The following is a 24782-nucleotide window of genomic DNA, read 5'->3' on the forward strand; positions in this document are numbered from 1 at the left end:
TTCATTGCCTCACTTTTATTTTATATTTAAAACACGCTCTGGATGGGTATACACATTTAAGGATTGATTACGAATAAATCCTATTGTCGTAATACCTAAATCTTCCGCTAGTTGCAAAGCTAACTCAGTTGGAGCTGATTTTGATAGTATAATTTCACAACCGATTTTTGCAACTTTCAATAATATTTCCGAAGAAATACGACCACTAAAAACAATGATTTTATCTTTTATAGAAATATCGTTTTTTAAACAATAACCGTAAATTTTGTCTAGTGCATTATGCCTACCAATATCCATTCGGCTTAAAATAATACCATTCACATCACATAAAGCTGCATTATGAACCCCGCCAGTATGATGAAACGTATCCGCAGATTGCTGCATTTCTTTCATTAACCGAAAACAATCATCGGCAGCAACCTGTACATGGACACCCTTCATCTTTTTTGCACTTAGTGCATCATTTGCAAAAACAAATCCTTGCCTACTCATACCACAACAAGACGTAATATATCGTTTATTTTGCATTTGTTCATAATACGGATTTACTTTTGTCGTTGTTACATGTACAAATCCTTCTTTCTCCTGCACCCATACACTATCAATATCTTCATACTTTCGAATGATTCCTTCAGATGCTAAGAAGCCTATTACCATATCTTCTATATATTCTGGAGTACTAACCATTGTAACAAACTCCTGTCCGTTCATTTTAATGGTGACAGGAAACTCTGTTACAATGCTGTCCTCTATATGCTTAAATACCTCTTGTTCATAACGAAAGATTTCTCTTTCTACCTGTATCGGTTTCACGATCAGTATCCTTCTCTCACGTTATATTTTTATCAAAAACAAATACCGAAACTGCAATATCTTCTTCTACTTTCATATCTGAAAACAAATTCACTAATTTCGCGCCAACAAGTTCCTCCAAATGTTCACGGGAATTCGCAGCATACACTTCTTGAATCATTTTTGTTCTAGCCAGATGAACCATTTCCGCACCGTCCATCGTACTTGAAATAAATTTTTCAGTAGGTGTTAAGTTTCCATAAAGAGTCGCTATAGCCATATTTTCTGCAAAAACAGTATGAATTCGTTCCGGTCCTTTTCCGAAAAGTTCCTTTCGAAGTTTTCGGATCATATCATTAAATTCATGTACTTTTTTTGACATACAATTATACCTCCCAAAAGCCTCATTTTACTTTATTATATATTTTACCAAAATGAGCCTTCCGCCCAAACTATTTCGTACAAATATTTGGGCGAAAAGGTTCACTTCATGAAGTTTATTCGTCTTTTAACCCTTTCCCCATTCCTTTTAAGAAATGAAGCCCAAACCCGATCGCACGGTTAATATCTGGGTCTTTCAATACTTTCATAAGATCGAATACCCCTACTTTTTTTTTACTTTCTAGATGTTCATTACCTTCTTCTAGCCCGACTAATAAACTACCTATAAGCTTTTTCGTAAGTTCTGGGTCAAGTTCAGTTAACGCACCTGCAGCGCCCATCATATTATTAATTAAATTTGTAACAGGCTCACGAGTTACTTGACCTAGAACAATCTTCGCAATTGGTTCTTTCGCTTTTAGCATAGAATTTGCAGCTTCTAGCATTCCAATGTCATTTAATTCCCCTACTATATTAAACATCTGATTTAGAGCTTCTTCATTATTAGTTAGAAGCTCTTTTAAATCATCTAACTTTTGCTGTTTTATTTCTTCCTCAGTTAATTCTTGTTTTTGAATCATTTTTATAGGTGCAGCCATAGTTTTCTCCTCCTACTTATCCGTTAAATGCACATACCCTGTACGTGCCCACTTACGATGTACCTCAATTCCAGCTTGAGGGTGACGTTTTTTATTGCGTGGGTTCGCTTTTGGCATCGGATTTTCGCCATCAACTTCTAACACTTCCATACGTACTTTCGTTTGTTTATACGCAGGTGTATTCGTACGTACATCCACAGCAGGACCTGTTAAGAAATTAATTGCCGTTTCGTTATCTGTAGAGTTCATCGGTAAATATAACTCATTCGCTTTTACACGATCTGTAACGAGTGCACGTAATTTTAATGCTCCAAAAGGAGAGACAAGACGAACTAACGAACCCGTTTTTACGCCACGTTCTTTTGCAAGGTCTGGAGAGATTTCAACGAAAACACCAGGTACTTTCGTTTGAATACCTGTTGATTTATTTGTCATATTCCCTTCATGGAAATGCTCAAGCATACGACCGTTGTTAATGTGAAGGTCGAACTCCGCTGGAAATTCAGCTGGACGTACCCAGTCAGCAATCGCAAAACGAGCTTTTTTATCTGGGAAGTTAAATCCATCTTGGAACAGAAGTGGTGTATTTGTTCCATCAAAACTTCCCCAATGGAAACTGTTCCATCCTTCAAGCACTTCATAGTTCGCTTGCGAGAATAATGGTGATAAACTTGCCATTTCAGCAAAGATTTCACTTGGGTGGCTATAATTCCAGTTTGCCCCTAGTTTATTCGCAACCTCCTGGACGATCCACCAGTCTGGTTTCGCATCTCCTAACGTAGGAAGAACTTGATATAATCTTTGGACACGGCGCTCTGTATTTGTGAAAGTACCTTCTTTCTCAAGAGATGGCGCTGCTGGTAATACAACATCTGCATATTGAGCAGTTTTAGAAAGGAAAACATCTTGCACAACGAAGAAATCAAGGCTCGACAACACTTCATGTACATGATTTGCATTAGAATCTACAAGAGCCATATCTTCTCCGACAAGATACATTGCTTTCATTTTTCCTTCGTCAATTGCGTGAAGCATTTCAATATTATTAAGACCTGGTTCACTATCAATTTTCACTCCGTAAGCAGTTTCAAATTTCGCACGTTCCATTTCGTTAGTAACGTGCTGATATCCTGGAAGCCATCCTGGTAAAGTACCCATATCACAAGCACCTTGTACGTTATTGTGACCTCGAAGTGGGTATGCACCTGCTCCTGGACGACGATAGTTCCCTGTTGCAAGAAGTAAGTTTGAAATTGCAGCGGAAGTATCAGAACCACCTGTATTTTGCGTTACCCCCATACCCCAAAGGATACATGTACCATCTGCATCACGAATCATTTCAGCCATTTGAATAAGTGTTTCTTTTGAAATACCTGTTACTTCTTCTGCATATGCAAGTGTATATTCTTCTAGACTTTCTTTGAAATCTTCAAAGAAGTTTACATTCTCATTAATAAATTCCTGATCATGCCAACCTCGATCAATCATATATTTTGTAACAGCCATTAACCAAACTTGATCTGTTCCTTGTTTTGGACTAATAAAGACATCTGATCGCTCTGCCATTTCTGTTTTACGAAGATCAGCTACAATTAACTTTTGTCCGTGTAATTTATGTGCACGTTTAATACGTGTAGCTAAAACAGGATGACCTTCTGTCGGATTACATCCTACAATAATAACAAGACCAGATTGCGCAATATCTTTAATCGTTCCTGCATCACCGCCCATACCAATTGTACGGAACAAACCATCCGTTGCTGGTGATTGGCAATAACGTGAGCAGTTATCAATATTATTCGTTACAAATACTTGTCGAGCTAATTTTTGAATTACATAATTATCTTCATTTGTAATTTTAGAGGAAGAAATAAATCCGATAGAACCTTTACCGTACTCTTCTTTAATAGTACCTAATTTATTTGCAACTACATTCAGTGCTTCTTCCCATGTAGATTCAACAAACGTTCCATTTTTACGAATTAAAGGTTTTGTAATTCGTTCTTTAGAATTTACGAAATCCCAACCAAATTTCCCTTTTACACAAGTGGAAATTGCGTTAACTGGTGCATCTGAAGATGGCTGTACTTTAAGGATTTTACGCCCCTTCGTCCACACTTCAAACGAACAACCTACACCACAAAATGTACATACTGTTTTCGTTTTCTTCGTACGAGTATCACGCATGGCCGCTTCCACTTCTGATACCGCAAAAATACCGCTATATCCAGGCTCAACTTCTTTAATTAAATCTACCATCGGTTCAAGAATATCTGGTTTTAATCCCGTCATAAATCCAGCTTCACCGAGCATCGTTTTCTCCATTAAAGCGTTACAAGGGCAAATCGTTACACATTGACCACAGCTAACGCATGAAGAATCATTAATATTTACTCCTTCATCCCAAATAACTCGTGGGCGTTCCGCTTCCCAGTCTATCGATAACGTTTCATTTACTTGTAAGTTTTGACACACCTCAACGCATTGACCGCATGCAATACATTGATTAGGGTCATAGCGATAAAACGGATGCGTCATATCAACTTCACTTACATCTACTTTCGGTTCATAAGGATATTTTTGATGTTCAATTTCCATTAATTCTGCTGTATTATGCAGTTTACAGTTCCCATTGTTGTTGTCACATACTGTACAGTATAATAAATGATTTTCTAGTAACCGATCCATCGCCTCTGTTTGTGCTTCTTTTGCGCGAACAGAAGCACGCTCAACGTTCATACCTTCCGTTGCTATCGTCGAACAAGAACGCATTAACTTTCCGTCAACTTCTACAATACAAGTGTCACATGTTTGAATAGGATCTACTTCCGGCACGTAACAAATTTGCGGATGTTCAATCCCGTTCTCATTAATAACACCCAATATCGTTGAACCAGGCTCCGCTGTATACTTTTTTCCGTCAATTGTAATATGAACCATGTTGTCATTCATGGTCTTTCCCCCTTTTTGAGAATAAAAAAAACTCCACCACGAAAATATACGCACCACATTTTGGGCACGCTATCATCATGGTGGAGTAGTTTATTAGCACATCTTGCTAAAATACCAATCCATTTATTCATAAATAAAACGATAGATTCATAACAGGTCATATCACGATTCCATCTTTAACACTATAATTATAGCGTTAAATGTACAAATATACAATATAAATTTTAAACTGCGCATATGTCTGTATGTAACTATCCATAATAACCCATATAAAGTTCAACGAGGAATAAGGTGAATATATGGGATCTTTTCGAAAATGGATAAGGGGCGAAAAATCTTTCTCTACACATGAGCAATCTGAAACTGTATTAAATAAAGAAATTTCTTCCTCCATGCCGCTTAATCTTAAACACTTATCCAAATTATTTAGTGGTATTCCAGAATTAATTACACGCACTTTCCCGTTAAAAAACGGAAAAGAAGCTGCTCTTATATATATGGAAGGACTTGTAGATAAAACTGTTATTAATGTAGATATTCTTCGTCCTCTCTTATTTAAAGAATGGAATGAAGATGATTTTTGGGAATCTTCTGTTTCTATAGGGAATATTAAAAAAGTTCAGAAGTGGATAGACATTGAGCAATCTCTCTTACATGGCAAAAGTATTTTATTTATAAACGGGCAATTATCAGCTTTAGAACTAGATACACAAGCGGCGCCAAAAAGGAGTATTGAAGAACCTACAACAGAGACTTCCATAAAAAGCTCACACGAAGGATTTAATGAAGTGGCAAGTGATAGTATCGCACTTATTCGTCGCTATATTCCAAATCGCGAATTAAAAGTGAAGGAATTCACTGTTGGCGAACGAGCAACCTCTAAAGTTTTTTTACTTTATCTTGCAGATGTTGCAAACGAAGATGTTGTACAAGATATGGCATGCCGCATTGAATCAATCAAAGTAGATGCTATTCTTACTACCGGTGAATTAGAAGGATTTGTTGAAGATAATTCCTATACTCTCTTCCCACAATTGTCTATCACTGAACGTCCTGACACAACGGCACATCATATTTTGAATGGGCGAATCGCTGTTGTTGTAGATCGCTCACCAGGCGTATTAATAGGACCTATGACCTTTTCATCCTTTTTTCAGACGATAGATGATTACAGCTTCAGACCTATGATTCCATCTTTTATACGACTTCTTCGTTTCACTGGGCTATTTATTGCAATATTTGCTCCTGCTCTTTATATTGCTATGATTTCCTTCCATTATGAAGTAATTCCGCTCAAATTGTTGTTAACGATTGGAGAATCTCGAGCCAAAATTCCTTTCCCCCCCATATTAGAAGCTTTATTAATGGAATTAGTTCTCGAAATGCTCCGAGAAGCAGCGATTCGGCTTCCTGGGCCTGTTGGACAAACAATCGGCGTCGTAGGAGGAATTGTAATTGGACAAGCTGCGGTTCAAGCTGGGATTGTTAGTAACGTTATGGTTATCGTCGTATCAATTACTGCGGTTGCCTCTTTCATTATTCCTAACTTAGAAATGTCAGCAGGAATTCGGCTTCTTCGATTCCCAATGATGATAGCAGCCTCTTTATTTGGCGTCATTGGAATTATGGTTGGAATGGCAATCATTATCATCCATATTCTTTCTATGGAATCACTTGGTGTGCCATATGGTAGTCCTTTTTCTCCGTCATATGCTTCGGACTTAAAAGATACCCTTGTACGTTTCCCATGGAAAATCATGAAGAAACGGCCACTATCTCTACAATTAAAACAAAATAACCGGCAAAGCGATGTTGAGGAAAAGGAGGAGAATAAGTGACAAAACGTGCAAAGAGGGAAATCACTTTATTTCAATACATTTTAACTATTAGTGGTGTTCAAGTCGGATTTGGCGTACTTACACTCCCGCGTGAAGTTGCACAAGGGGCGAATACAGATGGCTGGATGTCTATTATTATCGGATGTGTCATTACTACTTTAGTCAGTCTATGTATTGTAAAAATTATGGAAAAACATCCAGGATATACTTTACTTGATGTGCTGATACGCTATCTTGGAAAATGGCTAGGAAGAGTAGTAATGATTTTTTGGATTTTATATGCTGTACTCGCAGCTGTTTCCTTAATTTTTTCCCTCTTATACGTTATTCATATTTGGATTTTACCTAGATCTCCTATGTCTTTAATTATGATTTTGCTATCTATTCCAATGCTTATGCTTGCATGTAAAGGAGCACTTATTATTAGTCGTTTTGCTGTTTTCACTGTCATCTTTACACTTTGGATGCCATTATTATTATTTATTCCTCTTAAAGATGGGCATTTTATATATCTACTTCCTCTTATCAAGGAAGGATGGCTACCAATTATAAACACCGTGAAATCAACTATCATTGCGTTTCTCGGATTCGAGTTTTCGTTTGTCCTTTATCCTTATTTAACTAACAAAGCATCTGCAAAAAAAGGAATCGTTATTGCGAATTTGATTACGTTATTTATTTATCTTCAAATCACGTTCGTTTCTTTTATTTATTTTAGTCCAGATGGTATAACAAAGTTTTTATGGCCGACACTTTCTCTTGTTACACCGTTTCACTTCTCATTTCTTGAGCGATTTGAAATTATCTTTTTGTCATTTTATCTCTTTATTATTTTTGATTCCTGTATTCCTTATATTTTCACTGCTTCAGATGGAATTAATCAATTACTTAACAAAAAAGGCAGTTCATTACCTATTTATTTTTTATTATTCGGATGTATTTTCATCTTATTCTTTTATATCCCTTCTTCTTATCAGATAAGTGCGTTGCGGGAATTTTGGGGAACTGCTAGTTATTTTATCGTTTTTCTATTCCCAGTGGTATTTCTCTTATACATGACACTTTATCAGCATTGGAAAAGGAGAAAAATTTAAATGAGACGTTGTATTCATTTTATTATATTTTGTTTCCTCATAATTTTTTTAGTAGGCTGTGAAGATCGGCTTGATTTAGAAAAACAATCCATCTCATTAATTTACGGTTTTGACGCAAAACCAAAAGGAAAATTAATTGTGTATCACGTAAACCCTATTTTTAATGAAGATGTAGAGAAAAAGTACGAAATTCATGAAGCGAAAGTACATACACCCCGAGAAGCAAAAGATACGTTTAACAGTTCAAGCAGCGGTTTAGTGTCCACAGAAAAGTTACAGCTCATATTGTTTAGCACAAATTTTTTAAAACAAGAAGGAGCTATGCCTTATCTGGATGTTTGGTATCGCGATCCTAAAAATACAGGAAATATGCGCATGGTTGCAGTAGATGGCCCCATTTCTTCTGTTATATATAATAATTTCAAAGATAAGCCTGCTCTTCCTGAATATTTAACAGATTTAATTAATACGAACAAACTATACAATCGGACCGTGTTTACGACATTCCATGAATTTCATAGACAAACTTTTAATAAAGGCGTAACTCCTGCTATTTCAGAAATAAAAAAAGGGAAGAAAGATGTTATTGTTACCGGTTCGGCACTATTAACTTCTCGTGGAACTTATAAGATGTCTTTAAATCGCTATGAAAGTGCCCTTCTTCTTATGGTGCAAAAGAAAGCTAATATACCCGTTTCACTTACAATGAAAATCCCCTCTAATTTAGTTGAAAGTAATAGCCATCTAAAAGATACAAAAGGCGACGATTTCATAACAATAAACGTTCTTAGTATGAATCATGATATCGATACAGACTATAGCGATAACCGCTTCAAATTTAATATTAAAATGGATTTAAAAATTGCCGTATCTGAACTTACATTCAACATGGATATAGATAAAGATAGAAAGAAATTAACTTCTCTTATTACAAAACAACTAAACAAAGATTTAAACGAATTAATCTACAAAATTCAAAAACAGCAACTCGATCCATTCGGATTTGGTGATTATGCGAGAGCATTTCACTATAAAGAATGGAAACAAGTTGAAGATGATTGGCCACGTGCCTTTTCAAAAGCTAATGTGAAAGTAGCACCAACTATTAAAATTTTAGAAAATGGGATTATTAAATAGAAAAAACACACTACTTGTTCTTATATGAATAAGTAGCGTGTTTTCATTTCCATTACAAGTATTATTTCAATGGACTATACTCTATTTCCATTTCTAACATTACTATGTTTTTTAGCATATACAAAATATATGAAAACGCCTATTATAATCCATGCCACAAAACTAATTAAAGTAAGCTTAGAAAGGTTCAAAGCCAAATATATACAACTTACTATTGAAACAATAGGTAAAAAAGGTACTAGAGGGGCACGGAATGGCCTCTTCATATCAGGATGTGTCTTTCTTAATACAATGACAGCTATAGATACAAACACAAATGCTGTTATCGTTCCCATATTCACTAAATTAGCTAATAAATTCAAATCCACTAATCCCGCTAATAAAGCTGCTAGTATACCTGTAACCCACGTATTAAAAAATGGAGTTTGTAAACGTTTATGGACACTTGAAAGTCTTTTTGGTAACAGTCCATCTCGACTCATCGAATAAGATACACGAACAAATGCAAACATAGCTACTAACAGAACTGTTGTTAGCCCTGCTATCGCTCCCACCGATAACAACCCAGCAATTCTATCTTCTCCTACAGTGCGCAACGCATATGCAACCGGATCAGCAACATTTAATTCCGTAAACGGAACCATTCCAGTTAGCACGAATGAAACACCTACATATAGAACGGTACAAATGAACAAGGAAACAAGTAGCCCAATTGGCACGTTACGTTGTGGACGCTTCACTTCCTCTGCGGCTGTTGCAACTGCATCAAATCCTAAAAAAGCAAAAAATACAGTAGCAGCGCCCCCTACCACACCGTGAAAACCAAACGGTAGAAATGGTTGCCAATTCTCTGGTCTTACATATTGTGTCCCTACAACAATAAATCCTACAATAACAGCCAGTTTAATAATAACCATTATATTATTAATTCGTGCACTTTCTTTTGCACCACGGCTTAATAAAAATGTAACAACTAAAATAATAAGAACTGCTGGTAAATCAATGATTCCACCCTTCTCCATTCCTGGTGCCGAAGCAAAAACCGTAGGAATGTGAATATTAAAACCTAGTAGCAGTGACTGAAAATATGCTGACCAGCCTGCTGCAACCGCAGAAGTCGCTAATAAATACTCCAGCATAACACACCAGCCAACTATAAATGCAAAAATCTCACCTAGTGTCATATATGTATATGAATATACACTTCCCGAAACTGGAACTGTAGATGCAAATTCAGCATAACAGAAAGCTACACATGCACATATAATTGCCGCTAATACAAAAGATAATACAATCGCCGGACCAGCATGTTTCGCTGCTACAATACCAGTTAATACGAAAATACCTGTACCAATAATTGCTCCAATACCTAAAAGAGTTAAATCAATCGCTCCTAAAGTTTGATTCAATACTTTTTTCTTTTCTTCATCCATTGCTTTCTTTATGAAAAGACTCATTCTTTGAAACCTCTTTTTCAAGTTTATCTCTTACTTGTTACATTCTTTATTACTGTTCTATTTTAAAAATAAAAATATACATAGTTCACTTCCCTTATAGACTTAGTAACCCGTCTCAATAAAAACAGAAAAATCAATCTCTTTATACCGTATTGAATTTTCAAAATATTAATCATACCAAAAAACCATTAAGAATGCTGATTGAATTTATCATACAATTAATTATATTGTCAATAATAAATCACTCAAAAATAATCGGTTGATTATGTATCAAATGTTATTTTTATACATAATCATTTTCTCAAAAACATTGTTGTTTCCCACCTTAATATTCATATTCATTTTATTACATTGATTTTCATACAACCTTCATTACATACAATGTAATGAAAATCATAATAACCTCAAATTAATTATTATTCAAAAATAATAATTAATTTGAGGTTATTTCACCATTTTAATACTAACAAAAAAGTGCAGATTTTCATCTGCACTTTTTTTATTCTTCCACTTCAGCTTCTGCACTACTATTTTCAAGATGCTCCTTCTGAGCTTCCTCTTGCAACTCTGCTGAAATCATCCCATAATAAAGTTCCGGATATAACCCAAATATTTGATATACACTTCCTAAAAACGGCATCAGAATCCCTCTTTTCTAAAGTTGTATTGCCACTTTTAAGGATTCCCTTTTCATTCACTATACATTCGTTTTTGGCGTTTCTTCTTCATCTTGAATACTTAATAAATTTTGCCATTTTTTATACGGAGCGCTATTTGGATCTACATATCCTTTCGCATGCGAGCGATCCCACAATTGTTTAATAAACATTTCTTTCTCTTTCTTTGCAACCATATCAGCACCTGTACCGTAATAGTTCTGGAAATACAACTCGATTTCATCAAGGAATAGTCTTAATAATTCATCTGATGTTTCTTCTAACGTCGGATCATACTTCGCTTCACGGTCATACATTAAAATCATGTCTAAAAGATTGTGGACATGTTCTTTTCTAAGCCATCTTACATCTTGGGCTCCTAATACGAACGGATGTGTATATAAATGTCCACCTTGTATCATCGCCTTTTCTTGCTCTTCTTCAAATCGTGACAAGATGTTTTCATAAATAAACGGATTATGAAGCAATGCTCTGTGTAATTTATAACTTTCGCTTGAAATATTTTTCCCCATCGACTGAATTAAAAAGCTACGTCCCACACCGTTATATTGATACACAAACTGTCCATCAACAGCAACTAAACTAATCCAGCGATACATATATGCGTATAGTAATGCACGATTACATTTATCATAATCTAATTTTGTTTGAGTCGCATTCAAATCTGGCATAAAGGCTGGTAAGTGCCAATACTTATCTAAATGCGGCGTTAAACTAGATTTTTTACTATTTAATTTGTTTACACGGCGATAATACGATTGGAAATAGTCCCCTTTATCATTCATAAATCCGTTTGAAATATGTCCTGATGATAATTTAGGAAAGTCTTGCAGCGATAAGCCGTAATGTGCTCGATAACAGATCACTTCAAATGGCGAAAAGGCTTCATGTACTGTATCTTTTTCTTTAAACATTTCTTGAATTAATTCCTCTTGCAGCTCTTTCTTTAAAGAAGGATGTATACCCCAATATTGTAATTCCCTATGATGAGCAACTTTCGGAACGAATGGACTCGCTAAATGGAACAGGTCTTCAATTTTTTCACGAACGTATTCATCGCGATCACGTTTCTTATAATCCGCTTCTTTTCGCAACGCCTCAATGATATTCAGTTCTAATTTATCACGATAGCGTACTTGCAGTTCGTCATAACAATAGCTCAGTATATGTTCTCGGTAGAAATCCTCTACCTTTTTCGACTGAATCTCTTCTGATTTCGCATCACGACAATATTCCCCGTACAAACTCATATAAATTTCCGCTGATATATCTTTTGGTAGTACACCTAAATTTAAATGTTGCTGCATATCTTGCCATATCTTTTCTTGCAGCTGTTCCTCAGCTAATACATATACATTCGTCGGGTTTGTTTTCCCTTCAAATTCCTTACTGCGCTTTTGGATTTCAAACAATAAATTTTCACGTGTTTCATGTAAATTATCAAAAAACCTTTCCCAATATTGAATCATTTTATTAACTGTTTGATATAGCGATTGATACACAAGTTCTAATAGCATTTCTTTTCGATATTCATTTAATTTGTGTACATATTGCGTTACGATGTCTTCAAATTCTCTTTTGAATAAACGTTGCTGATTATTAATCATTTTTCCAAACCAGCCTTGTTGTTGAGCAATTTCTACTCGGCGTACAGCCGTTACCGTTCCATCGATATTACCCACATTAAATTTTTTATCGTAGTTTTGAATTACATTACGCTTTTGTTCATTATTTTCATGTAGTCGATTCATTTTTTCTACTAACTGCTTTCGAATTTCATATAACATAAAACGTGCTGCTACTGGGTGAACTGGATCTGTTTTCTTTAAAAACCATGTATTTAGTTGATAGGACTGCCCTTCAGAACCACTTGGTGAAAAGCGGTCTGATTCAATCATGTCATATAAAAGTGTCGTTACATGTTCATGTACACGGCTCGGAATCGCATACGCATATAAACGCACCGCATGATCCACTCTTGCCACTTCACCTTTCATTTGTTCCATCATTTTCAGCTTCGCAGCTGAAATTTTACACTCATGTTGCAGACGATTTAATTCCTCATCTTTTTGCACCGTGCGTTGTACATAACTTTCTACAGCTTCTAAAAACAGTTTTGATTTCGCAACTCCGAGCTTACCACCCTCTGCTCCTTCACGCGTTTCATTGTACATTTGTCTATAGAAAATATGAGCTTGCTCTGGACGGGTAGCAAGATGTTCCAAGTCCTCTAAATAACTTTTACCTCTCTCCGGCTTTTCACGCTGCATCCCACGTTTTACATCTTGGTCATATCTTTGCTTCTTCTCTTGAAACAGTTGATCTAAATGAAGCCACGATTCATCTAAACCTTGCACAGCCCATTTTAAAGCACAATATTTTAACACATGCTCATACGGATAAATGAGTTTTGCCGTTCCTGCCCCGCAATATCGTCCTTTTCCGCTTGATTCTGCTAATTGCTGAATTTGATTGTCTTCCTGTGCAAAATGACTTGTAGACATCGGGCTAAATAACTGTAAATAAATTGTATTTGCCATTTGCTCCATATAATCTGATAAATTGTGCAAATGGTGTCCATGTAGGTTTTCGTAGTCGTATAAGAAACAATAATTGTACGGTAAATGATGTTGTTTAATTGTATGATTCGTTCTCCCGTCTTCATCTACTTGATCAGGGCGATACTCTAATTCAATTGTTACCCCGCCGCGTTTTGATAATTCCCCAGTAGAACCGAGCGTAATAGCATGTAATTCTTTTAACGATGCATATCCGTTTGCTTGCACCGTCTCAAACTCTTTCGCACTAACTGTTCTCGTCTTTACTAAAACATCAGGCATTAAAAACGCACCGCGTATTAAAATGTTATGATGCTGCAATTTTTTCCGAAGCATTTCACGTAAATATAATGCAATTTGTAGAAACATCCCCGAACCTGTTCCGCCTGCTAGTGATGTTACTATAATGACACGCACACCATATTCTGTTTGATCACTTGTAACTGGAAAAATTTTCTCAATTTCTTGCCAAAAAGAGGTCAATTTATCTTCTTTCATCGCAGCACGTAATGCTAAACGTGAAATGACGCGTAACTGTCCTGCTCCTTCTGTTAATGGTTTATCAAGTATAGTCGGATCCATCGGAAACCACTCTGGAATCGTTGGATCTCCCGCAATATACTCCCTAGGCGTTTTACTAGAACTTGTTTGTGTCTTAAACTTTCGAATATGATCAAATTTACTCAAAGTATTCACATCTGTATCAAATACGTGCATTGCTACCTTTTTTCGGCGCTCTTCAGGCAGTTTTTCATATATTTGATGCGTCACAGTACTACCGATTCCACCTAAACCAATTAATATTGTTGGAACTTGTAATGTCATGTGAACCACCTTCCTATTCTTGCTTGTTTGAAAAAAGGGAAAGAGAATCAATACTCCATCCCCTTCTTTTCCCTATCTACTATTCACATTCGTATTTGTAAATCTCCTTACCATATCCTCTATCAATTAGTAAAAGTTCATTTGGATATAGTGTCTTATGTTCCATTCCTACTTCATCCTCTGTTATAAACATTCCATCAATAATCATTCCAACTACTTGTGATTCTTTCGCTACAAAGACAGATTTCGAACCTTTCTTCGCTATAAATGTAACAGATTGCACCGTTTTTCTTTCTGCTCTAAATGGGATACCAAAATAATGGTTCCACCATTTATTTCGAAGTAATTCTGGTTCAGATTGATATAGCCAATCTTTCGCTACCTCTTGATCCCATTCATAATACAGTAGTGCCTTCCGGTGAAATCTCGGCCGAACAATCCATCCTAAAACAATGATTCCTACTACTAGCAGTAATAAAGTGATAGGAATGACAAACTTAAAAATGAGCGCATATTTTTCATAAAACGAAGCATCTTGAATATGGAATGTTATGTTTTTCTTTACTTCTTGTAACTTTGAATCCTGCATTACGATGGTAGCTTCTACGGTGCCGGTATCTGTAAAATTAAATGTGTCGGAGTAATAGGGACGAGGATAAACATAGATCTGATTTCCATGTTGCTTTATTTCATAATTGATTGATTGTTTAGATGTGACACCAGTAGATTTTAATAGTTTTTTTACAGCTTCTTCTGTCATCGGCTTACCATCTAACTGTGGTTGTAAAACAAATGGTTTACTCTTCTCTAAATTTGTTACTTTTTCTTTATAATCTTTTGTAACAGTTTGAAGTGATAATTTCGGTTTCTCAGCTGTTTCAATTTTAAATTCTTTCGTCTGTCTATAAAACCCCTTTATATTCATATGAACTTTCCCGCGTACTAACCCTTTACCAAGCTTAGTTTCGTAATAAAACACATGCCTTTTATCGTCCCACTTCATCGGATATTGTTTTCCGTCTATTTCTACTTCTGCCTGAAAGTAAGAAGACTGAACTGGCAACTCCGTAGGCTTCGCTTCAATAACAGCAGTAACCCCTTCGTGCATTTCCTCTACATTTTTTTGACTACTATCATCTTTGTCATAAGTAGAAACCGTATAATTAAGCGCCGGTTCAACTAGTACTTGTAGTCCTTCTTTCTCAATGTCCTGGTCGACTTCTATCGTATAAGTTCCTGGTTTAATAACTTCCTGATTTTCCGTACTTATATGAACTATATTTCCGAACAATTTTGCTTCTCCTGGTGCATGTATGGAAAAAGAAGATTGTAATTGTAATGGTTTAGAAATTTGTGCGACCTGATAATCGGGCAGAGAAGGCGATTGTCGTACAAGCGTCATACGCTTTAACGGAAACGGTGTTGTAATCTCTACTTTTTTCCCCACTACTTTCGTTTTTACAATCGATTCAACAGAGGAGAATGGATCACGATTTGCAACTAATGCTGCCACTTGATTTACACTTTTTACAATGCCATCTTCTCCGCTTGACGGCATCGTAACACCATTTATCTCTTTCTTCCATATTTCTTTGAACGTGTTTAATTGTTCTTTTTCTTGTTGTCCTAAATCTTCTTCCATCGTAATTAAGACTGGATGTAACGATATCTTTTTTGCATCCATTTCTTTCTTAAACTGGGCTAATTTCTGTGTAATTTGTTCTTTTCCGCCAATCTTATCTTTCTCTAAATCATTAAATGCCCCGTCAGTTAATACAATAAGCCAAAATTCACGTTTTCCATCTATATCTGCTTCCTTTTTTATAGATTGCATCGCCGTTTCTACCGCGCTAAATGGAGTATTTAAATACGTTTTCCACGCTCCAATTCCCTCAATTTCTGTTTGCCTTTTATCCTTCGTTAACGAAATATTTAATGGATCATTTGGCTTACTCATTGGAATGTAAGAAAATTTATCTTTTTCATCTAATAGCGCAACTAAACTTTGCAAAGCATAATTGGCATATTTCCAGCGATCGTTATTTCTCATGCTGCCCGAATCATCATATACAAGTGAAACGACCCTTTCCTTTGCCTCCTCTCCTTTTGCAAAAGCTGATAAAGGTAAACATATAAATAGAAATAACATGAACGTGGCACAAATTCGGATTTTCATGATGAGGCTTCGCCACCTTTGTAGACAAATTCCTATGTTTAAATTTATGAGAGGAAACAAGATATATGACTTGTATTTTAGGACAACTAACCCACCATAACTTTATTATGTAAACAGATCATACACTTGGTAATATTCCTTCTAGCATTCTCTATCCAATTATATAAGTAAAAAAGCCTGTTTAAGCTCCACACTTAAAACAGACTTTTCCTACTTTTTATTTTAAAAACACATAATAAAAAGTTTGATTTTTGATTTAACACATCACTTCTATTGTAAATCCACCAGGTGCTTCAACGTAAAATGTATATGCATGGGCATGCTTAGGAGGCTCCACCAAAAATCCATCTTTCTTCAATCTTTGATTTATCTTATCTACATGTTCTTCACTTCCTTGTGGAAATCCTACATGAAATGTTTTTGGATACTGAACTTCTTTTCCCTTCATTAAAGTTAGTATAAATCCATCATTATCACGCATAACTGCAAAGGCATTCCCCCTTGTTCCACTACAAATTAAACCAAAATACCTCTCTAAAAACTCTCTAGATGCTGTTACATCTGTAACTGTTAAATTGAGATGTTTAATTCCCAATCCTCCACCTTCTTTCTCAATTTTCTAACATTTTATCATACAAATAAAAAACACGCCTTTCACAGCGTGTTTCATTGCTTTACATACACTTCAACAATCGGATTCTCTTTATTATCCGCATGCAAGCGTATATTCTCTTCACTTGCATTATAAATACTAGCTAGTAACATTATCGTTAACACATTAGGTGTCTTCGCATCACTTCCGTATTTTCTCTCAAGCGCTTCCTTATATTCAAAATCTAAATCCCCCTGCACATATGTATACACTTCAAAACCATCTTCTAAATTGCAAACTACTGTATCAATAATATCTGCTCCTACTTGCTTCTTCATTTCCTCTCGCAACGCTTCAATAAATTCTTCCCACGGTACTTCGTATGTCTGAAACTGATCTGTAGATTTCATGCCTTTTCCTCCTTATATATCCTCTTCTTATATTTCCCCTTTCCTATAACAATTATAATAGATAGGGCATTCGTACAAGCCGCACTTGTCCCCCTTACATATCGTATTACTGTAATGCGGAAGGAGGAAAGAACATGCATAGACAAAAATGTTATGATACATGCCGACGTTACTTCGGAAAAGTTGTTCGGATTGAAGACCGTGATGGCCGTATACATTTAGGTAAAATAATCGATGTGACACAAAGCTCTGTATGGATCGAACCGGTGCAACAGCGCTCATCTTTTGATTCAGGATTCGGATACTACGACGCTTATGCAAACGGTGGTTGTGACCTTTGCGGCGGCCTTAGCAGATGTGATAGTTGCGGATTTGGATGCGGTGGCGGTTGTGGATTCAGCAGCTGCGGCTGTGGTGGGCGTGGTTGTAGTAGTTGTGGTTGCGGCGGCTGGGGTGGCGGCGGTTGTGGCTGGGGTGTTGAACTCGGATTTGGTTTCATCTTCGGAATTGCATTAGCTGCATTATTTTTCATTTAACATAGTAAAGAGTTGACTACCTTTAGCCAACTCTTTTTCTTTATTTTTCACATATAAAAATACGATGCCCTAAAATATGTTGGTACATAAGCCGTACATTTTCATGCTGTACCCATGCCTCATATAACTCATTTGGAATATGTGAGGATACATTCCATTCCGGCTCTTCTACATAGCTAGAGATCGTTTCTGCAATTGTACCACCGCCAGCAATTGTAATTCTTTTAAAATTTGCTTTCTGAAATAATTGTACCCATTCATTCTCAGTTAATAGTTCTTTCATGCCATATAATTGAGCTATTTTTTCTTCCTCACCCTTATCAATGTGCCTATCAATAATCATTTCAATAACAACAAGCTTACCGTCCTGCTGTAATACACGGTAACACTCCGAGATAGCTCTTTCTTTCTCTGTAAAAGCGATGATTGATTCTCCAAGTACGAAATCAAATGAGTTATTCAAACAAGGTAATTGCTCTACATTTCCTTCAATTAATTGTATATCTAATCCTTCAAACAACCATCTATCTTTTGCCTTTTGAATCATAATTTTATTCTTTTCAACCGTTGTTACTTTATAACCAAGTTCCCTTGTCATATACGCCGCTGTTTTCCCTGTTCCACAACCTATCTCAAGAACATTCGATCCATGTCTAAAAGGCAGTTGTGCTAGCAATTGTTTTGTTAACGTAAACCCGCCAGGATGAGCACTTCCTATTCCGTAATAAGCTAGGAAATCGATGTATGTGTTTCGTTTCATGGGATTCTCCCTTTTTTATTTTATATATTCGAGGACGGAAGAAAAGTGCATAGAAAAAGGGGCGTATTGTACGCCCCTCATCTTACTTATCCTCTGTAATATATGCCCATTTATAGCTATAGTCTCCACCAACTGGATGATGAACGATACCTTTTACTTTAGGTCTTTGAACGATAGCATCACCACGTTGATATAATGGTGCAATTGCTGCATCTTCCAGTAACATTTTCTCCGCTTTCAGTAAGCTATCCCAACGATCTTTCGTTTTCGTTAATAGCTCGCCTTTACCTTTTTGCACAATTTCATCATATTTAGGATTTGAATATCCTGTTTGGTTATGAGGACCATTTGTAACGAACATATCAATGAATGTCATTGGATCTAAGTAGTCAGGGCCCCAACCAGCGTAAGATAAATCATAATCTAGATCTGATTCTAATTTTAACTTTTGTTTAAATGGCTGGTTTTTCAAATTCACTGTTAAGCCTGGTAAGTTTTTCTCAAGTTCTCCTTTTAAGAATTCTCCTACTTTTTTCGCACCATCACCATCATAGTTTAATAGTTCTACTGTAATTGCATCTTTTCCAAGTTCTTTTTTCGCTTTTTCCCAATGCTCTTTTGCCTTTTTCACATCTGTTTTTAAAATATCTCCATTTTCTTTACGGAAGTCTTTTCCATCTGGGCTCTTAGCAAATTCTTTTGGTACTAAGTAATCTGCAGGTGTAGAACCATCATTTAAAATTACATTCGTTAAGCCTTTTTTATCATACGCTTTTGCAATCGCTAAACGTAAATCTTTGCTCTTTAGCACTGTATCTTGCCCACCACGTTTTTGGTTTAAGCGTAAGAAGTACGTTGACGGTGTTTTTTGTGTAAAGAAATCGGGGCTTGATTTATATTTGTCAACAAATTCAGATGTAAGTCCTGAGCGATCAATTTGTCCACTTTCATATAAATTGACACGTGTACCGCTATCTTTTACCACATTAAAGTTAATTTCTTCCAACTTAACTGTTTTATTATCCCAGTATTGTGCATTTTTCTTTAACTTCCAACCTTCTTCATGTTTCCAGTCTGTTAATGTAAATGGTCCGTTGTATAACGTTGTATCTGCTTCTAAACCGTACTTTTCTCCTTTTTCTTTTACAAACTTCTCGTTTAATGGATAAAATGTTCCAAATGAAGTTAATTCTACAAAGTAAGGAACTGGATTTTCTAATTCTACTTCTAACGTATAGTCATCTACAGCTTTTACTCCTAACGTATCTAGTTCCGCTTTTCCTTCATTAATCGCTTGTGCATTTTTTAAATCAAACATAATGTATGCATATTCTGCTGCTGTATTTTTATCTATCGCACGTTTCCAAGCAAACACGAAATCTTTTGCTGTTACAGACTCTCCATTTGACCATTTTGCATTTTTATTTAATGTAAATGTATATTTCTTACCGTCATCACTCTTTTTATATGATTCAGCAACCCCTGGTGTTGCTTTATTATCTTTATCAAGTCTATACAAACCTTCCATTACGTTGTTTAAAGCGAGAAACGATACTTGGTCTGTCGCTTTAGCAGAGTCCATAGATGGAATCTCTTGAGACTCTGTTAAATTAAGCACTTGCTTCGCCGCTAGCTTTCCGCCTTCTTTTTCACCGCTTTTTGGTGTTGTGCTTGCTTTATCTTTTTCCCCAGATCCAGAGCAAGCTGTTAATGCCATACTCATTACTAGAACTGGTGCTACTACCGCTGTTAATTTTTTCATCTTTTTTCTCTTCATTTTTGTACCCTCCCCAATTATATGTACGCTATTAACATTTAGAGATTCCCTACTAACTTTCGTTATCAGAAAATTCTTATTAATTAATATTCTACTGTTTTTTCTGGTTTTGTAAAGTATTTTTGTAAATTTTCTAAAAATTTATTTTTTTATGATAGTAACTTGTTGTTTTAACTACTATATGAATTATCCCCCGTCTACTATATGTAAACATCCATTCCCTTATTCCACTCTATTACTACGTTCTATATTTTTCTTATTAGCATGAGGTCTCTTACTATCATTCATCTTTCTTACTACTTACTGACCTCTCTAATTTCCTCGGATAGAACCTTCCTTATTACCTATCCGATTCTCAATAGGCTAACGAGATTTATTCCCTTATACATACTAAAAAGCATTTCACTTTATTTTTTTCCGCATCCTCAGTTACATACGCCCACTTAAAACTATATTCTGAACTGATGTTATGTTTCACAATTCCTTTTACATTCGGTTTCATTACGTACAATCTTCCTGTTTGATATAAAGGAACTAACCCTGCATCTTCTTCAAGGAATAATTTCTCAGCTTTCCCTAACGTTTCCCAGCGTTTTTTCGCATCACTCATTAATTCATTACCTGCTTTTCCTACCATTTCATCGTATTTTGGATTTGAATAACTCATTTGGTTGTACGGGCTCTTCGATTCAAACATATCAATAAATGTCATTGGATCCGCATAGTCTGGACTCCAACCTGCATAAGAAATTTCATAATCTTGCGCAGTTTCTAATTTTAATTTTTGTTTGAACGGCTGAATTTTCGTATTAATTGTTGCACCTTTTAAATTTTTCTCAATTTGATCTTTTACATAGTCAGCAATCTTTTTCGCAGTTCCATCATCATAGCTTAGCAATTCAATTGTAACTTGATCTTTTCCAAGTTCTTTTTTCGCTGCTTCCCAAGCTGCTGCACCTTTTTTCGGATCATATTTTAGACCATTTTTAAATGCATCTTGGTAATATTTACCAAAAGGACCTGTCGCAAGCCCTTTTGGTACTAATTGATCTTTTGCTTTTGAACCGTTATTTAAAATAACGTTCGCTAAGCCTTTTTTATCAACTGATAATGCAATTGCTTCACGAAGTTTTTTGCTCTTTAAAGGCGTATCTTGTCCGTTACGTTTTTGATTTAAACGTAAGAAGAATGTACTTGATTCCGCATACTCACCATATTCTTCTTTGTTCGATTTATATTTATCTACAAACTCTCCTGATAGTAATGTAAAATCAATTGATCCTGTATCATATAAGTTTACTTTCGTTGCAACCTCTTTTACTACACTATAGTTAATTTCTTCTAATTTCACAGTCTTTTTATCCCAGTACTTATCATTTTTCTTTAGCTGCCAACCTTGTTCATGTTTCCATGAAGACATAACGAACGGTCCGTTATACAACGTTGTATCTGCTTCTAAACCGAACTTATCTCCTTTTTCTTTTACGAACTTTTCATTTAAAGGATAGTACGATGGGAATGCCATTAAATTCAAGAAATACGGTACTGGCTTTTCTAATTCTACTTCTAGTGTATAATCATCTACCGCTTTTGCTCCTAAATCTGGTAGAGGTTTTTCACCTTTATTAATTGCTTCTGCATTTTTAATATAGAAAGCGATAAACGCATATTCTGCCGCTGTATTTTTATCAAGTAAGCGTTGCTATCCATATACGAAATCTTTCGCTGTTACAGGATCACCGTTTGACCATTTTGCATCTTTACGTAGTTTAAATGTATATTTTTTGCCATCCTCGCTTTTCGTACTAGACTCTGCCGCTGCTGGAATTGGCTTATTATCTTTATCAAGGCGATATAGGCCTTCCATCGTGTTCCCTAAAATTTGCGCACCTAATGTATCAGTAGATTTAGAAGTATCCATCGTCGGAATTTCTTGGTTTTCCGTACGATTTAATACTTGTTTCGCTGCATATTTAATATCAGATTTTTTTCTTCCCCACTATTTGATGTAGTAGTCGTTTTCTTTTCCCCACCTGATCCAGAACATGCTGTCAATGCAACACTCATCGCTAAAACTGGTATTACAACTGCCGTTAACTTTTTCATTTTTTTCTCTTCATTTTTGTACCCTCCCTAATTATATGTACATTACCAACCCTTGAGAGACCCCTTACTAAAGACTTTTTTTTAGAAGATTACAACTAATGTCATTCTACTCTTTTTTCCCTAATTGCAAATATTTTTATTTTAAATATTCTGATTTCTTAGTAGGATTTATCTCCCATCTACTATATGTACATACTATACACCTTATTCTCCTCTATTTAACCATACTAAAAATTAGTATTTTAAGCTCACAAAAAAAGCATTTAAAAGTAGCTAAGCCACTTTTAAATGCTTTTTCAACTCTATTATTTTTCAGTTACATATGCCCACTTAAAGCTGAATTCTGGACTGATATTGTGTTTTACTACACCTTTTACATTTGGTTGTAAAACATAAGAATCTCCACGTTGGTATAAAGGTACAATCGCTACATCTTCTTCAAGTAATGTTTTTTCAGCTTTTCCTAACTCTTCCCAACGTTTTTTCGCATCACTCATTAATTCCGTCCCAGCTTTTTTCACCATGCCGTCATATTTAGGGTCAGAGAAGCTCATTTGGTTATGTGAATGTCCAGTCTCAAACATATCTAAGAACGTCATTGGATCTGCATAATCCGGATTCCATCCGCCATACGAAATATCATATTGTTGTTCAGTTTCTAATTTTAGTTTTTGCTTAAATGGTTGAAGTTTAATATTAACTGTTACACCTTTTAAGTTTTTCTCAATCTGATCTTTAATATATTCGCCAACTTTTTTCGCATTACCAGTATCGTAGTTTAAGAATTCGATTGTAACTTGATCTTTTCCAAGTTCTTTTTTCGCTTCTTCCCAAGCTGCAGCAGCTTTTTTAGGATTTGGTTTCAAACCGTTTTTAAATGTTTCTTGGAAATCTTTACCGTCTGGTCCCGTTGCTAATCCTTTTGGTACTAAGAAGTCAGCTTCTTTTGATCCATCATTTAAAATTACATTTGCTAAATTCTTTTTATCAATTGATAGCGCAATTGCTTCACGTAATTTTTTGCTCTTTAATGGCGTGTCTTGTCCATCACGTTTTTGGTTCATACGAATGAAATACGTACTCACTTGTGAATATGTGCCAAATTCATCTTTCTTGCTTCTATATTTATCAACGAACTCTCCATTTAATAAAGCAAAGTCAACTTGACCGCTATCATATAGATTGACTAAAGTTGCAGCCTCTTTAACAACACTAAAATTAACTTCTTCAAGTTTTACAGTCTTTTTATCCCAATATTGATCATTTTTCTTTAATTGCCATCCTTGTTCATGCTTCCAATCTTTAAGAACGAACGGTCCGTTATAGACAGTTGTATCAGCCTCTAAACCGAACTTCTCGCCCTTTTCTTTAACGAACTTTTCGTTTAATGGATAATATGATGGGAATGCTACTAAATTTAAGAAGTACGGTACCGCTTGCTCTAACTCAACTTCAAGTGTAAGATCATCTACCGCCTTCACACCTAATTCAGTTACAGGTTTTTCTCCTTTATTTACTACTTCTGCATTTTTAATCGGGAATGCAATAAATGCATACTCAGCAGCCGTTTTTGGATCTAACAGACGTTGCCAAGCATATACGAAATCCTTTGCAGTTACTGGATCTCCATTTGACCATTTTGCATCTTTACGTAGTTTGAACGTATATTTTTTACCATCTTCACTTTTCGTACTAGATTCTGCCGCTGCTGGAATCGGCTTATTGTCTTTATCAAGACGATATAAACCCTCCATCGTATTACCAAGCATTTGTGAAGATACTGTATCAGTTGATTTAGAAGAATCCATAGTTGGAATTTCTTGTGTTACTGTTCGATTCAGCACTTGTTTCGTTGCTAATTTTTCCCCTGACTTACTATCTCCACCAGAGCTAGAATTTGTGCTTGTTTTCTTATCTCCACCTGATGTAGAACATGCTGTTAACGCCATGCTCATTGCTAAAACCGGTGCTACAACTGCTGTTAGTTTTTTCATTTGTTTCTTTTTCATTTTCTGTACCCTCCCTAATTCTAAACGATAGCTATTCAAGAATTTTCTGATAATTCTGTTTTTCTCTATATATTTATCAGACGATTCTTACTACTTCTTATTCTAC

General features: G+C 35.6%; 17 protein-coding genes and 1 pseudogene. 4 read left to right on the top strand and 14 right to left on the bottom strand.

Annotated elements, in window-relative coordinates; all coding sequences use genetic code 11:
• Positions 1-15: 15 nt before the first annotated feature.
• From fdhD to fdhF, 4 genes are all read right to left on the bottom strand, one after another.
• Positions 16-813 (bottom strand): formate dehydrogenase accessory sulfurtransferase FdhD, encoded by a 798-nt coding sequence (fdhD, locus tag NZ044_RS17555; RefSeq protein ID WP_086397752.1) that lies wholly within the window; start codon positions 811-813, stop codon positions 16-18.
• Between the two features lie 16 nt (positions 814-829).
• Complete coding sequence (locus NZ044_RS17560) at positions 830-1174, bottom strand: DUF2294 domain-containing protein (protein WP_000039580.1); 345 nt, start codon at positions 1172-1174, stop codon at positions 830-832.
• A gap of 115 nt (positions 1175-1289) precedes the next feature.
• Entirely contained in the window at positions 1290-1772 is a 483-nt protein-coding gene (locus NZ044_RS17565) for a DUF1641 domain-containing protein (RefSeq protein ID WP_098382185.1), read from the bottom strand.
• A gap of 12 nt (positions 1773-1784) precedes the next feature.
• On the bottom strand, positions 1785-4724 hold the full coding sequence (gene fdhF, locus NZ044_RS17570) for a formate dehydrogenase subunit alpha (RefSeq protein ID WP_340949891.1): 2940 nt from the start codon (positions 4722-4724) through the stop codon (positions 1785-1787).
• 299 nt (positions 4725-5023) lie between these two features.
• Here fdhF and NZ044_RS17575 point away from each other — a divergent pair, with 299 nt between their 5' ends.
• Genes NZ044_RS17575 through NZ044_RS17585 form a run of 3 tightly spaced genes read left to right on the top strand, consistent with a single transcriptional unit; the run spans position 5024 to position 8793 of the window.
• Positions 5024-6562, top strand: a complete 1539-nt coding sequence (locus NZ044_RS17575) for a spore germination protein (RefSeq protein WP_017763495.1) — start codon at positions 5024-5026, stop codon at positions 6560-6562.
• A complete protein-coding gene (locus NZ044_RS17580; protein ID WP_000166526.1) occupies positions 6559-7656 on the top strand; it encodes an endospore germination permease in 1098 nt (365 codons plus the stop codon). The genes NZ044_RS17575 and NZ044_RS17580 overlap by 4 nt, the downstream gene beginning before the upstream one ends.
• Positions 7657-8793: a Ger(x)C family spore germination protein gene (locus tag NZ044_RS17585; protein ID WP_001250481.1), complete on the top strand. Its 1137-nt coding sequence runs from the start codon at positions 7657-7659 to the stop codon at positions 8791-8793.
• A 74-nt stretch (positions 8794-8867) separates the two neighbouring features.
• On the opposite strand, the gene NZ044_RS17590 is transcribed toward NZ044_RS17585, so the two are convergent.
• The 6 genes from NZ044_RS17590 to NZ044_RS17615 form a co-directional block, all read right to left on the bottom strand.
• Complete coding sequence (locus NZ044_RS17590; protein WP_000051659.1) at positions 8868-10250, bottom strand: APC family permease; 1383 nt, start codon at positions 10248-10250, stop codon at positions 8868-8870.
• Positions 10251-10749: 499 nt separating this feature from the next.
• Positions 10750-10890, bottom strand: a complete 141-nt coding sequence (locus NZ044_RS17595) for a hypothetical protein (RefSeq protein ID WP_001116193.1) — start codon at positions 10888-10890, stop codon at positions 10750-10752.
• Positions 10891-10947: 57 nt separating this feature from the next.
• Positions 10948-14310 (bottom strand): tubulin-like doman-containing protein, encoded by a 3363-nt coding sequence (locus NZ044_RS17600; RefSeq protein ID WP_016077391.1) that lies wholly within the window; start codon positions 14308-14310, stop codon positions 10948-10950.
• Positions 14311-14389: 79 nt separating this feature from the next.
• Entirely contained in the window at positions 14390-16486 is a 2097-nt protein-coding gene (locus tag NZ044_RS17605) for a vWA domain-containing protein (protein ID WP_000702057.1), read from the bottom strand.
• Positions 16487-16742: 256 nt separating this feature from the next.
• Complete coding sequence (locus NZ044_RS17610) at positions 16743-17081, bottom strand: VOC family protein (protein WP_000511530.1); 339 nt, start codon at positions 17079-17081, stop codon at positions 16743-16745.
• A gap of 71 nt (positions 17082-17152) precedes the next feature.
• Positions 17153-17488, bottom strand: coding sequence for a hypothetical protein (locus NZ044_RS17615; protein ID WP_000842899.1), 336 nt, complete (start codon positions 17486-17488; stop codon positions 17153-17155).
• Between the two features lie 134 nt (positions 17489-17622).
• Between NZ044_RS17615 and NZ044_RS17620 the strand changes: the two genes are divergently transcribed.
• Entirely contained in the window at positions 17623-18024 is a 402-nt protein-coding gene (locus tag NZ044_RS17620; protein ID WP_000554986.1) for a hypothetical protein, read from the top strand.
• Positions 18025-18064: 40 nt separating this feature from the next.
• On the opposite strand, the gene NZ044_RS17625 is transcribed toward NZ044_RS17620, so the two are convergent.
• The 4 genes and pseudogenes from NZ044_RS17625 to NZ044_RS17640 all read right to left on the bottom strand — a co-directional run bounded on the left by NZ044_RS17625 (position 18065) and on the right by NZ044_RS17640 (position 24676).
• Positions 18065-18784, bottom strand: a complete 720-nt coding sequence (locus NZ044_RS17625) for a class I SAM-dependent methyltransferase (RefSeq protein ID WP_000828269.1) — start codon at positions 18782-18784, stop codon at positions 18065-18067.
• A gap of 82 nt (positions 18785-18866) precedes the next feature.
• Entirely contained in the window at positions 18867-20561 is a 1695-nt protein-coding gene (locus NZ044_RS17630; RefSeq protein WP_000823457.1) for a peptide ABC transporter substrate-binding protein, read from the bottom strand.
• 373 nt (positions 20562-20934) lie between these two features.
• Positions 20935-22667, bottom strand: a pseudogene (locus NZ044_RS17635) (peptide ABC transporter substrate-binding protein).
• A gap of 305 nt (positions 22668-22972) precedes the next feature.
• Entirely contained in the window at positions 22973-24676 is a 1704-nt protein-coding gene (locus tag NZ044_RS17640; protein ID WP_016077387.1) for a peptide ABC transporter substrate-binding protein, read from the bottom strand.
• Between the last annotated feature and the right edge of the window lie 106 nt (positions 24677-24782).

The sequence above is a fragment of the Bacillus sp. FSL K6-1338 genome, assembly GCF_038006965.1.
In the GTDB taxonomy this organism is placed as follows: domain Bacteria; phylum Bacillota; class Bacilli; order Bacillales; family Bacillaceae_G; genus Bacillus_A; species Bacillus_A thuringiensis_S.

Bases quoted from the DNA above. Each gene is read 5' to 3' on its own strand.
- NZ044_RS17560 (WP_000039580.1), bottom strand. From the start codon at position 1,174: ATGTCAAAAAAAGTACATGAATTTAATGATATGATCCGAAAACTTCGA.
- NZ044_RS17565 (WP_098382185.1), bottom strand. From the start codon at position 1,772: ATGGCTGCACCTATAAAAATGATTCAAAAACAAGAATTAACTGAGGAA.
- fdhF (WP_340949891.1), bottom strand. From the start codon at position 4,724: ATGAATGACAACATGGTTCATATTACAATTGACGGAAAAAAGTATACA.
- NZ044_RS17575 (WP_017763495.1), top strand. From the start codon at position 5,024: ATGGGATCTTTTCGAAAATGGATAAGGGGCGAAAAATCTTTCTCTACA.
- NZ044_RS17585 (WP_001250481.1), top strand. From the start codon at position 7,657: ATGAGACGTTGTATTCATTTTATTATATTTTGTTTCCTCATAATTTTT.
- NZ044_RS17590 (WP_000051659.1), bottom strand. From the start codon at position 10,250: ATGAGTCTTTTCATAAAGAAAGCAATGGATGAAGAAAAGAAAAAAGTA.
- NZ044_RS17595 (WP_001116193.1), bottom strand. From the start codon at position 10,890: ATGCCGTTTTTAGGAAGTGTATATCAAATATTTGGGTTATATCCGGAA.
- NZ044_RS17600 (WP_016077391.1), bottom strand. From the start codon at position 14,310: ATGACATTACAAGTTCCAACAATATTAATTGGTTTAGGTGGAATCGGT.
- NZ044_RS17605 (WP_000702057.1), bottom strand. From the start codon at position 16,486: ATGAAAATCCGAATTTGTGCCACGTTCATGTTATTTCTATTTATATGT.
- NZ044_RS17615 (WP_000842899.1), bottom strand. From the start codon at position 17,488: ATGAAATCTACAGATCAGTTTCAGACATACGAAGTACCGTGGGAAGAA.
- NZ044_RS17620 (WP_000554986.1), top strand. From the start codon at position 17,623: ATGCATAGACAAAAATGTTATGATACATGCCGACGTTACTTCGGAAAA.
- NZ044_RS17625 (WP_000828269.1), bottom strand. From the start codon at position 18,784: ATGAAACGAAACACATACATCGATTTCCTAGCTTATTACGGAATAGGA.
- NZ044_RS17630 (WP_000823457.1), bottom strand. From the start codon at position 20,561: ATGAAGAGAAAAAAGATGAAAAAATTAACAGCGGTAGTAGCACCAGTT.
- NZ044_RS17640 (WP_016077387.1), bottom strand. From the start codon at position 24,676: ATGAAAAAGAAACAAATGAAAAAACTAACAGCAGTTGTAGCACCGGTT.